At 73.4% G+C, this 14841-nt stretch carries 14 protein-coding genes; 12 read left to right on the forward strand and 2 right to left on the reverse strand.

Features of this window, described 5'->3' with window-relative positions; genetic code table 11:
* The first annotated feature begins 49 nt into the window (after positions 1-49).
* Positions 50-1291 (forward strand): radical SAM family heme chaperone HemW, encoded by a 1242-nt coding sequence (gene hemW / locus HHL19_RS02110; RefSeq protein WP_169084918.1) that lies wholly within the window; start codon positions 50-52, stop codon positions 1289-1291.
* 51 nt (positions 1292-1342) lie between these two features.
* Here the strand turns inward: hemW and HHL19_RS02115 are convergent, their stop codons facing one another.
* Both HHL19_RS02115 and HHL19_RS02120 read right to left on the reverse strand, forming a co-directional pair.
* A complete protein-coding gene (locus HHL19_RS02115) occupies positions 1343-2149 on the reverse strand; it encodes a DUF3097 domain-containing protein (protein ID WP_169084920.1) in 807 nt (268 codons plus the stop codon).
* Positions 2150-2238: 89 nt separating this feature from the next.
* Positions 2239-2976: an MBL fold metallo-hydrolase gene (locus HHL19_RS02120; protein ID WP_169084922.1), complete on the reverse strand. Its 738-nt coding sequence runs from the start codon at positions 2974-2976 to the stop codon at positions 2239-2241.
* 137 nt (positions 2977-3113) lie between these two features.
* Between HHL19_RS02120 and hrcA the strand changes: the two genes are divergently transcribed.
* The 11 genes from hrcA (at position 3114) to HHL19_RS02175 (ending at position 14834) form a co-directional block, all read left to right on the forward strand.
* Positions 3114-4133: a heat-inducible transcriptional repressor HrcA gene (gene hrcA / locus HHL19_RS02125; RefSeq protein WP_169084924.1), complete on the forward strand. Its 1020-nt coding sequence runs from the start codon at positions 3114-3116 to the stop codon at positions 4131-4133.
* The gene (gene dnaJ / locus HHL19_RS02130; RefSeq protein WP_169084926.1) at positions 4134-5273 is read left to right on the forward strand and encodes a molecular chaperone DnaJ; all 1140 of its coding nucleotides are present in this window, start codon (positions 4134-4136) and stop codon (positions 5271-5273) included. It abuts the gene before it with no gap.
* A 112-nt stretch (positions 5274-5385) separates the two neighbouring features.
* Complete coding sequence (locus HHL19_RS02135) at positions 5386-6474, forward strand: nitronate monooxygenase (protein WP_169084928.1); 1089 nt, start codon at positions 5386-5388, stop codon at positions 6472-6474.
* A complete protein-coding gene (locus HHL19_RS02140) occupies positions 6471-7214 on the forward strand; it encodes a 16S rRNA (uracil(1498)-N(3))-methyltransferase (protein ID WP_169084930.1) in 744 nt (247 codons plus the stop codon). The genes HHL19_RS02135 and HHL19_RS02140 overlap by 4 nt, the downstream gene beginning before the upstream one ends.
* 118 nt (positions 7215-7332) lie before the next feature.
* Positions 7333-8658 carry an AAA family ATPase gene (locus tag HHL19_RS02145; RefSeq protein ID WP_169084931.1) on the forward strand — a complete coding sequence of 442 codons (1326 nt, stop codon included), beginning with the start codon at positions 7333-7335 and terminating at the stop codon, positions 8656-8658.
* Positions 8655-9800 carry a tetratricopeptide repeat protein gene (locus HHL19_RS02150; RefSeq protein ID WP_169084933.1) on the forward strand — a complete coding sequence of 382 codons (1146 nt, stop codon included), beginning with the start codon at positions 8655-8657 and terminating at the stop codon, positions 9798-9800. Before HHL19_RS02145 ends, HHL19_RS02150 begins: the two co-directional genes overlap by 4 nt.
* A gap of 59 nt (positions 9801-9859) precedes the next feature.
* On the forward strand, positions 9860-10219 hold the full coding sequence (locus HHL19_RS02155) for a histidine triad nucleotide-binding protein (protein ID WP_169084935.1): 360 nt from the start codon (positions 9860-9862) through the stop codon (positions 10217-10219).
* 10 nt (positions 10220-10229) lie between these two features.
* The gene (locus HHL19_RS02160) at positions 10230-11135 is read left to right on the forward strand and encodes a ribonuclease Z (RefSeq protein ID WP_169084937.1); all 906 of its coding nucleotides are present in this window, start codon (positions 10230-10232) and stop codon (positions 11133-11135) included.
* A gap of 2 nt (positions 11136-11137) precedes the next feature.
* A complete protein-coding gene (locus HHL19_RS02165) occupies positions 11138-12127 on the forward strand; it encodes an adenosine deaminase (protein ID WP_169086216.1) in 990 nt (329 codons plus the stop codon).
* Between the two features lie 499 nt (positions 12128-12626).
* A complete protein-coding gene (locus HHL19_RS02170; protein WP_169086218.1) occupies positions 12627-13691 on the forward strand; it encodes a PfkB family carbohydrate kinase in 1065 nt (354 codons plus the stop codon).
* A 105-nt stretch (positions 13692-13796) separates the two neighbouring features.
* On the forward strand, positions 13797-14834 hold the full coding sequence (locus tag HHL19_RS02175; RefSeq protein ID WP_169084939.1) for a PhoH family protein: 1038 nt from the start codon (positions 13797-13799) through the stop codon (positions 14832-14834).
* Positions 14835-14841: the final 7 nt, after the last annotated feature.

Consider the following 14841-nt stretch of genomic DNA (forward strand, 5'->3'; position numbering starts at 1 on the left):
CCGGGGGCGCCGCCGCCATCCGGGCCGTACGGTCGGGCAGTACGGGACAATGGGTTCCATGCCTTCCGTACTGCCCGATGGTGAGCCCATGCCCGAGGACGGGGCGCTGCCCCCGCACGCCCTGGAAGGGGCGGGGGAGCGGCCGCTCGGGTTCTATCTGCACGTGCCGTACTGCGCCACGCGGTGCGGCTACTGCGACTTCAACACGTACACCGCGAGCGAGCTGCGCGGTGCCGGCGGCGTGCTCGCCTCGCGGGACAACTACGCGGGGCAGGTCGTCGAGGAGATCCGGCTCGCGCGCAAGGTGCTCGGGGACGACCCGAGGCCGGTGCGGACGGTCTTCGTCGGCGGCGGTACGCCCACGCTGCTCGCCGCCGGGGACCTCGTACGGATGCTGGCGGCGATCCGGGACGAGTTCGGGCTCGCGGACGACGCCGAGGTGACGACCGAGGCGAACCCGGAGTCCGTGAACCCGCAGTACCTCGCCGAGCTGCGGGCCGGGGGGTTCAACCGGATCTCCTTCGGCATGCAGAGCGCGCGGCCGCACGTGCTGAAGGTCCTCGACCGGACCCATACGCCCGGGCGGCCCGAGGAGTGCGTCGCGGAGGCGCGGGCGGCCGGGTTCGAGCACGTCAACCTCGACCTGATCTACGGGACGCCGGGCGAGTCCGACGACGACTGGCGCGCCTCGCTCGACGCGGCCCTCGGGGCCGGGCCCGACCACGTCAGCGCGTACGCCCTGATCGTCGAGGAGGGTACGCAGCTGGCGCGGCGGATCCGGCGCGGCGAGGTGCCCATGACCGACGACGACGTGCACGCGGACCGGTACCTGATCGCCGACGCGGCCTTCGAGGCGGCCGGCTACTCCTGGTACGAGGTGTCCAACTGGGCCACCTCCGAGGCCGGGCGCTGCCTGCACAACGAGCTGTACTGGCGCGGCGCGGACTGGTGGGGGGCCGGGCCCGGCGCCCACTCGCACGTGGGCGGGGTGCGGTGGTGGAACGTCAAGCACCCCGGCGCGTACGCGGCGGCGCTCGGGGCCGGGACGTCGCCCGGTGCCGGGCGGGAGGTGCTGGCGGAGGAGGACCGGCGGGTCGAGCGGATCCTGCTGGAGCTGCGGCTCCGGGAGGGGGTCGAGCTGTCGCTCCTCAAGCCTGCGGGGCGCGGGGCGGCGGAGCGGGCGCTGGCCGACGGGCTGCTCGATGCGGAGCCGTACGCCGCGGGGCGGGCCGTGCTGACCTTGCGGGGGCGGCTGCTCGCGGATGCGGTGGTGCGGGATCTGGTGGACTAAAGCGACGCCGTCCTCGTGGTGCGGTTCAGGCAGCTTCAGCCTGGGCGCGGCCTAGCCCGCCGTCACGAAGTCGATCAGTTCCTCGACGCGGCCCAGGAGGGTCGGTTCCAGGTCCTTGTAGGACTCGACGCGCTTCAGGATGGCCTGCCAGATCGCGCCCGTGTTGTCCGACGGCCAGCCCAGGGCTTGGCAGGTGCCTGTCTTCCAGTCCTGGCCTCGGGGGATTTCCGGCCAGGACCGGATGCCGAGGACGGACGGTTTCACCGCCTGCCAGATGTCGATGTAGGGGTGGCCCACCACCAGGACGTGGTCCGAGGTGACCTCGGCGGCGATGCGGGACTCCTTGGAGCCGGGGACCAGGTGGTCGACCAGGACGCCCAGGCGGGCGTCGGGGGCCGGGGCGAAGTCGGCGACGATGGCCGGGAGGTGGTCGACGCCCTCCAGGTACTCCACGACCACGCCCTCGACCCGGAGGTCGTCGCCCCAGACGCGTTCGACCAGCTCGGCGTCGTGGCGGCCCTCGACGTAGATGCGGCTCGCCCGTGCCACACGCGCGCGTGCCCCCGGGACGGCGATCGAACCGGAGGCCGTACGGGCCGGGCGGGACGGGGCGGGGGAGGCGGGGCGGACGAGGGTCACCGTGTGGCCGTCCAGGAGGAAGCCGCGGGGGGCGAGGGGGAAGACGCGGTGTTTGCCGAAGCGGTCCTCCAGAGTGACCGTGCCCGCCTCGCAGCGGATCACCGCCCCGCAGAAGCCCGTGGAGACCTCCTCGACCACCAGGTCCGGGTCGGCCGGGACCTCGGGGGCGGGGGCCTGCTTCTTCCACGGGGGCGTCAGGTCCGGGTCGTAGCTGCGCAAGGGGTTCGGTCCTCCGGGTGCGCGGGCGGGGTCTCCCGCGCGGCCGAGGGGGCGTCAGGTGCCGGGCGCGGCCGCGCGTTCCGGAGACGCTACGACACCCCGAAGCGGCGTGCCAGTTCATCGCGCTGGCGTCGGACGAAGGCCGCGTCCACGACGGCACCGTGGCCGGGCACGTACCGGGCGTCCTCGCCGCCGAGGGCGAGGAGGCGGTCGAGGGCGTCGGGCCAGCGGGCGCCGACCGCGTCGGGGCCCGCCTGGGGCTCGCCGGACTCCTCGACGAGGTCGCCGCAGAAGACGGTCTCGTGTTCGCCGGGGACGAAGACGGCGAGGTCGTGGCCGGAATGGGCCGGTCCCAGATTGGCCAGGAGGACCTGGCGTCCGCCGAGGTCGAGGGTCCACTCGCCGGTGACCGTGTGGCGCGGGGCCACCAGGGCCTCCGCCGCCTCCGCCGCGGCCCGCTCGTCGACCCCCTGGCGTACCGCGTCCTCGTACAGCTCCTCGCGGGTGCGGGCGGAGCCGAGGAGCTCGTCCGTGCCGACCGCGCCGAACACCTCCGCGCCGGCGAACGCGGCGGTGCCCAGGACGTGGTCGAAGTGGGGGTGGCCGAGTGCGATGTGTGTCACGTGCCGGCCGCCGGTGATCGCCTCCGCCTGGGCCCGGATCTCGGCGCCCTCGGCGAGCGTCGAGCCGGTGTCGTAGAGCAGTACGGCCTTGTCCCCCACGACCAGTCCGGTGGTCGCGTCCCAGCCGGGGAGCCGCCGCCGGCCCACTCCGGCCGCGAGCCGTTCCCACCCCTGAGCCGCCCAGACCGCTTCGTCGATGTCCATGGCGCAGACGCTAGCGGGTCCGCCTCCTTGCCAGGAGCGACGGCCCCGGCCGTACACTGGCCGGGGGATTCCTGGCACTCGGGCAGGGCGAGTGCCAAAAGCGGAGCAACCGGAACGGCCGGAACGGAGGTGTGCGCGTGCTCAGCGAACGCAGACTCGAGGTGCTGCGCGCCATCGTCCAGGACTACGTCGGGACGGAGGAGCCGGTCGGCTCCAAGGCGCTGACCGAGCGCCACAGACTGGGCGTGTCGCCCGCCACCGTGCGCAACGACATGGCGGTGCTGGAAGAGGAGGGGTACATCGCCCAGCCCCACACCAGCGCCGGACGGATCCCCACCGACAAGGGCTACCGCCTCTTCGTGGACCGGCTGGCGGGCGTCAAGCCGCTGTCGACCCCCGAGCGGCGCGCCATCCACAACTTCCTCGACGGCGCCGTGGACCTCGACGACGTCGTGGGCCGCACGGTGCGGCTGCTCGCGCAGCTGACCCGGCAGGTCGCCGTCGTGCAGTACCCGTCGCTGACCCGCTCCTCGATCCGTCACGTCGAGCTGCTGGCGCTGGCCCCGGCCAGGCTGATGCTCGTCCTGATCACGGACACCGGACGGGTCGAGCAGCGGGTGATCGACTGCCCCGCGCCCTTCGGCGAGACCTCCCTCGCCGATCTGCGGGCCCGGCTCAACAGCCGGGTCGGCGGCCGTCGCTTCGCCGACGTGCCGCAGCTGGTGCAGGACCTCCCCGAGTCCTTCGAGGAGGCCGAGGAGCGCGCCACGGTCTCGACCGTGCTCGCGACGCTCCTGGAGACGCTCGTGGAGGAGCACGAGGAGCGGCTGATGATCGGCGGCACCGCCAATCTCACCCGCTTCGGACACGACTTCCCGCTGACGATCCGGCCCGTCCTGGAGGCCCTTGAGGAGCAGGTCGTGCTCCTCAAGCTGCTCGGCGAGGTCAAGGAATCAGGCATGACCGTACGCATCGGGCACGAGAACGCCTACGAGGGGTTGAACTCCACGTCGGTCGTCTCGGTCGGCTACGGTTCGGGCGGCGAGGCAGTCGCCAAACTCGGCGTGGTCGGACCGACCCGCATGGACTACCCCGGAACGATGGGAGCGGTACGCGCAGTGGCACGTTACGTCGGACAGATCCTGGCGGAGTCGTAAGTGGCCACGGACTACTACGCCACACTCGGCGTGCGCCGCGACGCTTCCCAGGACGAGATCAAGAAGGCCTTCCGCCGCCTCGCCCGCGAGCTTCACCCGGACGTCAATCCGGACCCGAAGACGCAGGAGCGGTTCAAGGAGATCAACGCCGCCTACGAGGTCCTCTCGGACCCGCAGAAGAAGCAGGTCTACGACCTCGGCGGCGACCCGCTCTCCTCCTCCGGCGGCATGGGCGGCGGGGGCGGCTTCGGAGCGGGCGGCTTCGGCAACTTCTCCGACATCATGGACGCCTTCTTCGGCACGGCCGGGCAGCGCGGGCCGCGCTCGCGCACCCGCCGCGGCCAGGACGCCATGATCCGTCTGGAGATCGACCTCAACGAGGCGGCCTTCGGCACGACCAAGGACCTCCAGGTCGACACGGCCGTCGTCTGCGGCACCTGTTCGGGTGAGGGTGCCGCCCCCGGCACCGCCGCGCAGACCTGCGACATGTGTCACGGCCGCGGCGAGGTCTCCCAGGTCACCCGGTCGTTCCTCGGCCAGGTCATGACCTCCCGACCCTGCCCCCAGTGCCAGGGCTTCGGCACCGTCGTCCCGACCCCGTGCCCCGAGTGCGCGGGCGACGGCCGGGTCCGGTCCCGCCGCACCCTGACCGTGAAGATCCCCGCCGGTGTCGACAACGGCACCCGGATCCAGCTCGCGGGCGAGGGCGAGGTCGGCCCCGGCGGCGGCCCCGCCGGCGACCTGTACGTCGAGATCCAGGAGACCCCGCACGAGGTCTTCCAGCGGCGCGGCGACGACCTGCACTGCACGGTCACCCTCCCGATGACGGCGGCGGCGCTCGGCACCAAGGTGCAGCTGCAGACGCTCGACGGCCCGGAGGAGATCGACATCCGCCCGGGCACCCAGTCCGGTCAGTCGGTCCCGCTGCACGGCCGGGGCGTCACCCACCTGCGGGGCAACGGCCGCGGCGACCTCATCGTCCACGTCGAGGTCCAGACCCCGACCAAGCTCGACCCCGAGCAGGAGCGCCTCCTGCGCGAACTGGCCAAGCTGCGCGGCGAGGAGCGGCCCACGGGTCAGTTCCAGCCGGGACAGCAGGGCCTGTTCTCGCGGCTGAAGGACGCGTTCAACGGGCGCTGAGCACCCCTGACGGGCGCCGAGCCCGGAGCGGTGTGATCTCTGCGTGAGAGGGGCGGCACTCTGAGTGCCGCCCCTTTCCCGTGCCCCGGAAGGGACATGACACGATGCCCATATGTCCACCACCGCACTGAACGATCTCTTCCGGTACCCGATCGTGCAGGCCCCCATGGCGGGTGGCGCTTCCTGTCCGGCGCTCGTCGGCGCCGTCGCCGAAGCCGGCGCGCTCGGCTTCCTCGCCGCCGGGTACAAGACGGCCGGCAGCCTCTACCAGGAGATCAAGCAGGTCCGCGGGCTCACCGGACAGCCCTTCGGCGTCAACGTCTTCATGCCCCAGACCGGCCCCGGCGCCGATCCCGCGGCCGTCGAGGTCTACCGCCACCAGCTCGCCGGGGAGGCCGGCTGGTACCGCACCGCGCTCGGCGAGACGGACGACGGCCGCGACGACGGGTACGAGTCCAAACTGGCGATCCTCCTGGAGGACCCGGTCCCCGTCGTCTCCTTTACCTTCGGCTGCCCGAAGCCCGAGACCTTCGAGGCCTTCGCCCGCGCCGGCACGTACACGATCGTCACCGTCACCTCCGCCGAGGAGGCCAGGACGGCCCAGGCGGCCGGTGCCGACGCGCTCTGCGTGCAGGGCGTCGAGGCGGGCGGCCACCAGGGCACGTACCGCGACGACCCCGCCGACGAACAGCCCGGCACCGGCCTCCTCGCCCTGCTCGCCCAGGTCCGGGAGGCCACCACGCTGCCGCTGGTCGCCGCCGGCGGGCTGATGCGCGGCGCGCAGATCGCCGCCGTCCTCGCCGCCGGGGCGGGCGCCGCCCAGCTCGGCACCGCCTTCCTCGTCTGCCCCGAGTCCGGCGCCCACCCGCTGCACAAGCGGGCCCTGACCGACCCGCTCTTCCAGCGGACCGCCCTCACCCGCGCCTTCTCCGGCCGGCCGGCCCGCGGGCTCGTCAACCGCTTCATGCGCGAGCACGGGCCGTACGCCCCCGCCGCCTACCCGGAGGTCCACCACCTCACCGCCCCGCTGCGGAAGGCCGCCGCCACCGCCGGGGACGCCCAGGGCATGGCCCTGTGGGCAGGGCAGGGCCACCGCCTCGCCCGCGAGCTGCCCGCCGGGGAACTGGTCCGGGTGCTCGCCGCCGAACTCGACACCGCCCTCACCGACCTCGCCGACCCGGCCTTCAGGAGTGCCTCATGACCGCCCCCGTCTTCGTCGTCGACGCCGTGCCCGGCGCCGGCACCTTCGTCCTGGAGGGACCCGAGGGACGGCACGCCGTCTCCGTGAAGCGGCTCCAGGCCGGCGAGGAGCTCGTCCTCACCGACGGCCGAGGCCGCTGGGCCGACTGCGTGGTGCGGGACACCGAGGGCAAGGACCGGCTCACCGTCGAGGTGACGGGCGCGCACGAGGAGCCCGCCGAGGAGCCCCGGATCACCGTCGTCCAGGCCCTCCCCAAGGGCGACCGGGGCGAACTCGCCGTCGAGACCATGACCGAGACCGGCGTCGACGCGATCGTGCCGTGGGCCGCCTCCCGCTGCATCACCCAGTGGCGCGGCGACCGCGGCCTCAAGGCGCTCGCCAAGTGGCGCGCCACCGCCCGCGAGGCCGGCAAGCAGTCCCGCCGCACCCGCTTCCCCGAGGTCGCCGACCTCATGACCACCAAGCAGGCCGCCCAGCTGCTCGCCGGGGCCGACTTCGCGGCCGTGCTGCACGAGGACCGCGACCACCCGAGCGGTGCCCTCGCCACCGCCGAGCTCCCCGCGAAGGGCTCCATCGTGCTCGTCGTCGGCCCCGAGGGCGGCGTCTCCCCCGAGGAGCTGGCCGCCTTCGAGGCGGCCGGCGCGCGGCCGTACCGGCTCGGCCGGAGCGTGCTGCGGACCTCCACGGCGGGCACGGCGGCCACCGCCCTCGTCCTCGGCCGCACCGGCCGCTGGGGTTAGGGGCGGGGAAGAGCCCGTCGCGAGGCCCGTTGTCCACAGGGTGACGGGCCGGGGTGGTTATCCACAGAGTGGGGGACCCGCTGTCCAAGCGGCCCGGGTCTTTTCTAGGCTGAGCCGCATGTCCGACGAGTCCCCCCTGATCCGCAGTCTGCGCGCCGCGGTCGCCGCCGCGCCCGGCGACGTGCCCCTGCGCCTCCACTTCGCCGAACTCCTCCTCGCGGAGGGGCGGGGCGACGAGGCCGTCACGGAGGCCGCCGTCGCCCTCCAGCACGCGCCGGGGGACGCCGCCGCCCGCGCGCTGATGGTCCGCGCGATGGGGCTGCCGCCGGCCGCGCCCGAGGTCCCCGTCGTTCGGGAGGAGACCGAGACCCCCGTCGTACGGGACGAGACCGAGACCCCCCTCGTACCGGAGACGCCGGACGCTCCCGTACGGCCGGAGCCGAAGGCCTCCTTCGACTGGGCCGCCGCCGAGGAGCAGGTGTCCGATGTCGTCGGGCCGCGGTTCCTGGAGGAGCCGCAGGCCGAGGGCGGGGACGGGCTCGCCGGGGACGCCGCCGCCTGGGACGTGGACGCGCCCGGAGCCGTACGCCTCGCCGACGTCGGCGGCATGACCGACGTCAAGGAAAGGCTCGAAGCCGCCTTCCTCGCCCCCATGCGCAACCCCGAACTGCGCCGCCTCTACGGCAAGTCGCTGCGCGGCGGACTCCTCCTGTACGGCCCTCCCGGCTGCGGCAAGACCTTCATCGCCCGGGCCGTCGCCGGCGAGCTCGGCGCCAACTTCCTCACCGTCTCGCTCTCCGACGTCCTCGACATGTGGATCGGCGCCTCCGAGAAGAACGTCCACGACATCTTCGAGACCGCCCGCCGCCAGGCCCCCTGCGTCGTCTTCCTCGACGAGCTCGACGCCCTCGGCGGCAAGCGCTCCCGCACCCACAACAACGGTCTGCGCAACGTCGTCAACCAGCTCCTCACCGAGCTCGACGGCATCGCCTCCGGCGCCGGCAACGAGGGCGTCTTCGTCCTCGCCGCCACCAACGTGCCCTGGGACGTCGACATCGCCCTGCGCCGCCCCGGCCGCCTCGACCGCACCCTCCTCGTGCTGCCGCCCGACGCCCCCGCCCGCGAGGCGATCCTCCGCTACCACCTGCGCGAGCGGCCCATCGAGGCCGTCGACCTCGGCAAGCTCGTCAAGGCCACCGAGGACTTCTCCGGCGCCGACCTCGCCCACCTGTGCGAGACCGCCGCGGAGACCGCCCTCCTCGACTCCGCCCGCACCGGCTCCGTCCGCCTCATCACCACCAAGGACCTGCTCGGCGCCGCCAAGCAGATACGGCCCTCCACCGAGCCCTGGTTCGCCGCCGCACGGAACGTCGCCATGTTCGCCAACGAGGGCGGTCTCTACGACGACCTCCTCGCCTACCTGAAGCGGAAGCGCAAGCTGTGACCACCTCCGGCACCCCGGCCACGCCCGCCGGCCCCGCCACGCCCGCCGCGCCCTCCGCGCTCGCCCGCGCCGAAGCGCTGTACGAGGCCGGCCGGTACGAGCAGGCCGGGGAGTTCGCCGCCCGGCACCTCGCCGAGGACCCCGAGGACGCCGACGCGCTCACCCTGCTCGCCCGCTGCCAACACCGGGCCGGGAAGCACCCCGCCGCGCTCGTCGCCGTCGAGCAGGCGCTGCGCGCCGAACCCGAGCTGGTCGGTGCCCATCTGATGCGCACCCAGATCCTGCTCGCCCTCAAGCGGTACGGGGACGCCGAGGCCTCCGCCCACCGCACCGTCGAGCTCGCCCCGCAGTTCTGGGGCAGCCACTACGCGCTCGGCACCGCGCTCGCCGAGACCGCCGAGGCCGGCCGCGTCCGCGACCGGGCCAGGACCGCCGCCGCCTACGAGGCCGCGCGGACCGCCGTCGCCCTCGGCCCCGAGGAGGACGCCGCCCACTTCCTCGTCGGCCTCACCGCCCAGCGGTGCGGCGACCACGCCACCGCCCGGCGGGCGTACGAGACGACCCTGCGGCTCAACCCGCAGAGCAGCGAGGCCCACAACAACCTCTCGCTCCTCAAGCTGCGCCGCCGCTGGCTGCGGCGCGGGGCCTGGACCCAGGCCGCCGAAGGCTTCGTCGCCTCCGCCGCGCTCGACCTCGGCGACACCAAGGCCCGCTACAACCTGGAGGCCATGGCCTGGGGCACGGCCGCCGGGGCCCGCTGGGTCGCCCTGCTCGGCTTCATCGCCTCCGCCGTCGGCTCCGCCCCCGTCCGCACCGGCGCGACCGGCGCCGACGCCATCGTGCCCTTCGTCATCGGCGCGACCGTGCTCGTCGGCGCCTGGGCCGGCTGGGCCGTGTGGATGGGCCGCCGGGTGCCGCCCAGACTGCGCCGCCCGCTGCTGCTCGTCGCCCGCAACTGCCGGCCGGTCCTCGCGATGGCCGGCGCCGTCGGACTGCTCGGGCTGTACTCGGCCGTCACCATGGCGCTGTGGAGCTTCGACTCCGGCGTCGTCGCGGGGCTCGGCACCCCGCTCTTCTGGGCCGTGATCATCACCTACTGGGTGAGCCGCTCGGCCCTCAACCGGCGGATGCCGAAGGACTGACCCGGGCCGCCGGATAGCATGCGGAGACAATGACCGTCGGAGGCGAGGAGGCCCGGAGCATGGCCGGAGAGCCGCAGAACGACTGCCTGTTCTGCAAGATCGTGGCCGGGGAGGTGCCGGCGACGCTCGTCCGCGAGACCGAGACCACGCTGGCCTTCCGCGACATCAACCCGCAGGCGCCCACCCACGTGCTCGTCATCCCGCGCCTCCACTACCCGGACGCCGCCTCGCTCGCCGCCGCCGCGCCGAGCGTCGCCGCCGACGTGCTCCGCGAGGCCGGCGAGGTCGCCGAGCAGGAGAAGGTCGACGACAGCGGCTACCGCATCGTCCTCAACACCGGCGCCGGCGCCGGCCAGACCGTCTTCCACGCGCACGCGCACGTGCTGGGCGGCCGCGGCCTCAACTGGCCCCCCGGATAGGACCCGGCCCGTGTCCGTCCGCGAACTCGTCGTCCTCGGCACCGCCAGCCAGGTCCCGACCCGCCACCGCAACCACAACGGCTACCTGCTGCGTTGGGACGGCCACGGCCTCCTCTTCGACCCCGGCGAGGGCACCCAGCGCCAGATGCTGCGGGCCGGGGTCGCCGCGCACGATCTGAACCGGATCTGCGTCACGCACTTCCACGGCGACCACTCGCTGGGCCTGGCCGGGGTGATCCAGCGGATCAACCTCGACCAGGTCCCGCACCAGGTCACCGCCCACTACCCGGCCAGCGGGCAGCACTTCTTCGAACGGCTCCGGTACGCCACCGCCTACCGCGAGTCCGTCGAACTGACCGAGGCGCCGGTCGCCGAGGACGGCCGCGTCGCCGTCACCGAGGCCTTCACCCTGGAGGCCCGCCGGCTCTCCCACCCCGTCGAGTCCTTCGGCTACCGGCTCGTCGAGCCCGACGGGCGCCGGCTGCTGCCCGAGCGGCTCGCCGCGCACGGCATCAAGGGCCCCGACGTCGGACGCATCCAGCGCGACGGCGCCCTCGACGGCGTCACGCTGGAGGAGGTGAGCGAGGTCCGGCGCGGGCAGCGCTTCGCCTTCGTCATGGACACCCGGCTCTGCGACGGCGTGCACGCCCTTGCGGACGGCGCCGACATGCTCGTCATCGAGTCGACCTTCCTCGACGCGGACATCCGGCTCGCCCAGGACCACGGCCACCTCACCGCCGGGCAGGCCGCCGCCGTCGCACGGGACGCGGGCGTCCGGCACCTCGTCCTCACCCACTTCTCGCAGCGCTACTCCGACCCGTCGGAGTTCGAACGGCAGGCCAGGGCCGCAGGATTCGAGGGCGAGCTCAGCGTTGCCCAGGACCTCATGAGGGTCCCCGTACCGAAACGAACGTGAACATGCCCCTCCCCAAGGCCGAACTGCACCTCCACATCGAGGGCACCCTCGAACCCGAGCTGGCCTTCGCGCTCGCCGAGCGCAACGGCGTCACCCTGCCGTACGCGACCACCGAGGAACTGCGCGAGGCGTACCGCTTCAGCGACCTCCAGTCCTTCCTGGACCTGTACTACGCCCTGATGGCGGTCCTGCGGACGCCCGAGGACTTCACCGCGCTCGCCGACGCCTATCTGGAGCGGGCCGCCGCGCAGGGGGTCCGGCACGCCGAGATCTTCTTCGACCCGCAGGCGCACGCGGCGCGGGGCGTGCCGATGGGCACGGTCGTCGAGGGGCTCGCCGCGTCCCTCGACCGGGCCGAGGAGCGGTACGGGATCTCCACCCGGCTCATCATGTGCTTCCTGCGCGACGAGTCCGCCGAGTCGGCGCTCGCGACGCTGGAGGCCGCGAAGCCGTACCTCGACCGGATCACGGGCGTCGGGCTCGACTCGGCCGAGGTCGGGCATCCGCCGGCGAAGTTCCGCGAGGTGTACGAGGAGGCCGCCCGGCTCGGGCTGCGGCGGGTCGCCCACGCGGGCGAGGAGGGACCGGCGTCGTACGTCCGCGAGGCGCTCGACGTCCTCGGCGTGGAGCGGATCGACCACGGGCTGCGGTGCATGGAGGACCCCGAGCTGGTCGAGCGGCTCGCCCGCGAGCGGGTGCCGCTGACGCTCTGCCCGCTGTCGAACGTACGGCTGCGGGTGATCGACGAGCTGGCGGACCATCCGCTGCGGGCGATGCTGGACGCGGGGCTGCTGGTGACGGTGAACTCGGACGATCCGGCGTACTTCGGCGGGTACGTGGGGGACAACTACGCGGCGGTGCGGGGGGCGCTGGGGTTGAGCCAGGAGCAGTTGCGGGTGCTGGCGCGGCACTCCTTCGAGGCGTCGTTCCTGGACGACGACGAGTCGCGCCGTGCGCGGTACCTCGCCGAGGTGGCCGCGTACACCTTCTGACCGCGCCGCGCCGCGCCGCCGTTTCGTTGTGGGCAGGCGTTCCGCAAGGGGCGGAACGGGTGGGCACAACGGAACGGCACCGTTAGCGGGTGCTTCCGCTCCTGCGCCTGGACCCGTACCGGATGTGCGCCGCATACGGGGTGCGGGTTCAGGCCCGGAAAGCCGAGGCGCGGCAGGGGGCGCCGTCCCTGTGCCCACCCGTCCCGCCCTTGCGGGACGTATGCCCACAGGGACGGCGGGCGCGGGTCCTGCGGGTGGGCCCCGCCCTTGCGGGACGTATGCCCGCAGGGACGGCGGGCGCGGGTCCGCGGGGGTGGTGGAGGGAGGGGGGTCACAATGGGGTGGGTGGGGGTTGCGTCGTGGCCCTTTGCCCGTGCCCCTTCGGGCACACTGGTCCCGTCGCACCATGACCGGGGAGTTGTCCGTGAGTACAGCCAGCGGAGAGCAGCGCGAGGACCGGGGCGAGGACCGGGTCGGGGAGTCCGTCGGTGTCGATCCGCTGGAGACCCTCCGTGAGGACGCCGATCCGGACTGCGACGTCTTTCTGACCGGGACCGTCTTCCTCGACATCATCTTCACCGGCCTCGACAGCGCGCCCGTCCGCGGCACCGAGTCCTGGGCCCGTGGCATGGGCTCCAGCCCCGGCGGGGTCGCCAACATGGCCACCGCCCTCGCCCGCCTCGGCCTGCGCACCTCCCTCGCCGCGGCTTTCGGGGACGACCACTACGGCGAGTACTGCTGGGACGCCCTCGAACAGGGCGAGGGCATCGACCTCTCGCTCTCCCGCACCGTCGAGGGCTGGCACTCCCCGGTCACCGTCTCCATGGCCTACGAGGGCGAGCGGACGATGGTCTCGCACGGCCACGAGGCGCCCCGGCCCGACGGCGCCCCGGTCCGCCCGCCGCGCGCCCGCGCCGCCGTCGCCTCCCTCGCGCCCGGCCGCACCGAGGAGTGGGTGGCCCGCGCCGCCCGCGACGGCGCCAGGGTCTTCGCCGACGTCGGCTGGGACGAGACCGGCCGCTGGGACCTGGCGGGCCTGACCGACCTGGAGCACTGCGAGGCCTTCCTGCCCAACGCGGCCGAGGCGATGCGCTACACCCGCACCGACTGCCCCCGGGCCGCCGCCCGCGCGCTCGCCGACAAGGTCCGCTACGCCGTGGTCACCCTCGGTGCCGAGGGCGCCTACGCCGTCGACGGCGGCACCGGGGAGACCGCCGAGGTCCCCGCCATCCGCGTCGAGGCCCTCGATCCCACCGGCGCCGGCGACGTCTTCGTCGCCGGTTTCGTCACCGGCACCCTCGCCGACTGGCCGCTCGCCGACCGGCTCGCCTTCGCCGGCCTCACCGCCGCCCTCTCCGTGCAGGAGTTCGGCGGCTCGCTCTCCGCCCCCACCTGGCCGGAGATCGCCGCCTGGTGGCAGCACGTCCAGCGCGACGGCCGCCAGGACCCGGAGGCCCTGCGGGCCCGCTACGCCTTCCTCGAAGCCCTGCTGCCGGTCCCCGCGCGCCCCTGGCCGCCCCGCCGCGCGGTGCCCACCATCGGCTTCCGGGCACCTGTCTCGTAAACCGCTTCGGGCACACCGGTACCAGGTCGTAGGCTGGGGTGCGAGAGGTTGTCGAGCAGCGAGAACCCCGCAGCAGGAGGTAGGCGCAGGCCAGAGGGCCGGCCCATGACGCAGACACCCACAGCTCCCAACGGAACGCCGGGCGAGGCCCGGGCCCACTTCGCGGTGCCCGCCAAGCACCCCATGGTGACCGTCCTCGGCTCCGGAGACTCCCTGCTCCGCGTGATCGAGCAGGCGTTCCCCCGGGCGGACATCCACGTCCGGGGCAATCAGGTCAGCGCGGTCGGCGACGCCGTGGAAGTCGCCCTCATCCAGCGCCTGTTCGACGAGATGATGCTGGTGCTCCGCACCGGTCAGCCGATGACGGAGGACGCAGTGGAACGCTCCATCGCCATGCTCAAGGCGAGCGAGAACGGCGAAGGCGCCGACGAGACCCCGGCCGAGGTGCTCACCCAGAACATCCTCTCCAGCCGCGGCCGCACCATCCGCCCCAAGACGCTCAACCAGAAGCGGTACGTCGACGCCATCGACAAGCACACCATCGTCTTCGGCATCGGCCCCGCGGGCACCGGCAAGACCTACCTGGCCATGGCCAAGGCCGTCCAGGCCCTCCAGTCCAAGCAGGTCACCCGGATCATCCTGACCCGCCCGGCGGTCGAGGCCGGCGAGCGGCTCGGCTTCCTGCCCGGCACCCTCTACGAGAAGATCGACCCGTACCTGCGTCCGCTCTACGACGCCCTGCACGACATGCTCGACCCCGACTCCATCCCCAAGCTGATGGCGAGCGGGACGATCGAGGTCGCGCCGCTGGCGTACATGCGCGGACGGACGCTCAACGACGCGTTCATCATCCTCGACGAGGCGCAGAACACGAATCCCGAGCAGATGAAGATGTTCCTCACCCGCCTCGGCTTCGACTCGAAGATCGTCATCACCGGTGACGTGACCCAGATCGACCTGCCGAACGGTACGAAGAGCGGTCTGCGGCAGGTCCAGGACATCCTGGACGGGGTCGACGACGTGCACTTCTCGCGGCTCACGTCCCACGATGTCGTCCGGCACAAGCTCGTCGGCCGTATCGTCGACGCGTACGAGAAGTACGACAGCGCCAACGAGCAGCGCACCGGCCGCAACGGGAAGTAGAAGCACC

Origin of the sequence: Streptomyces sp. R302 (assembly GCF_012927245.1) — a bacterium.
Classification (GTDB): domain Bacteria; phylum Actinomycetota; class Actinomycetes; order Streptomycetales; family Streptomycetaceae; genus Streptomyces.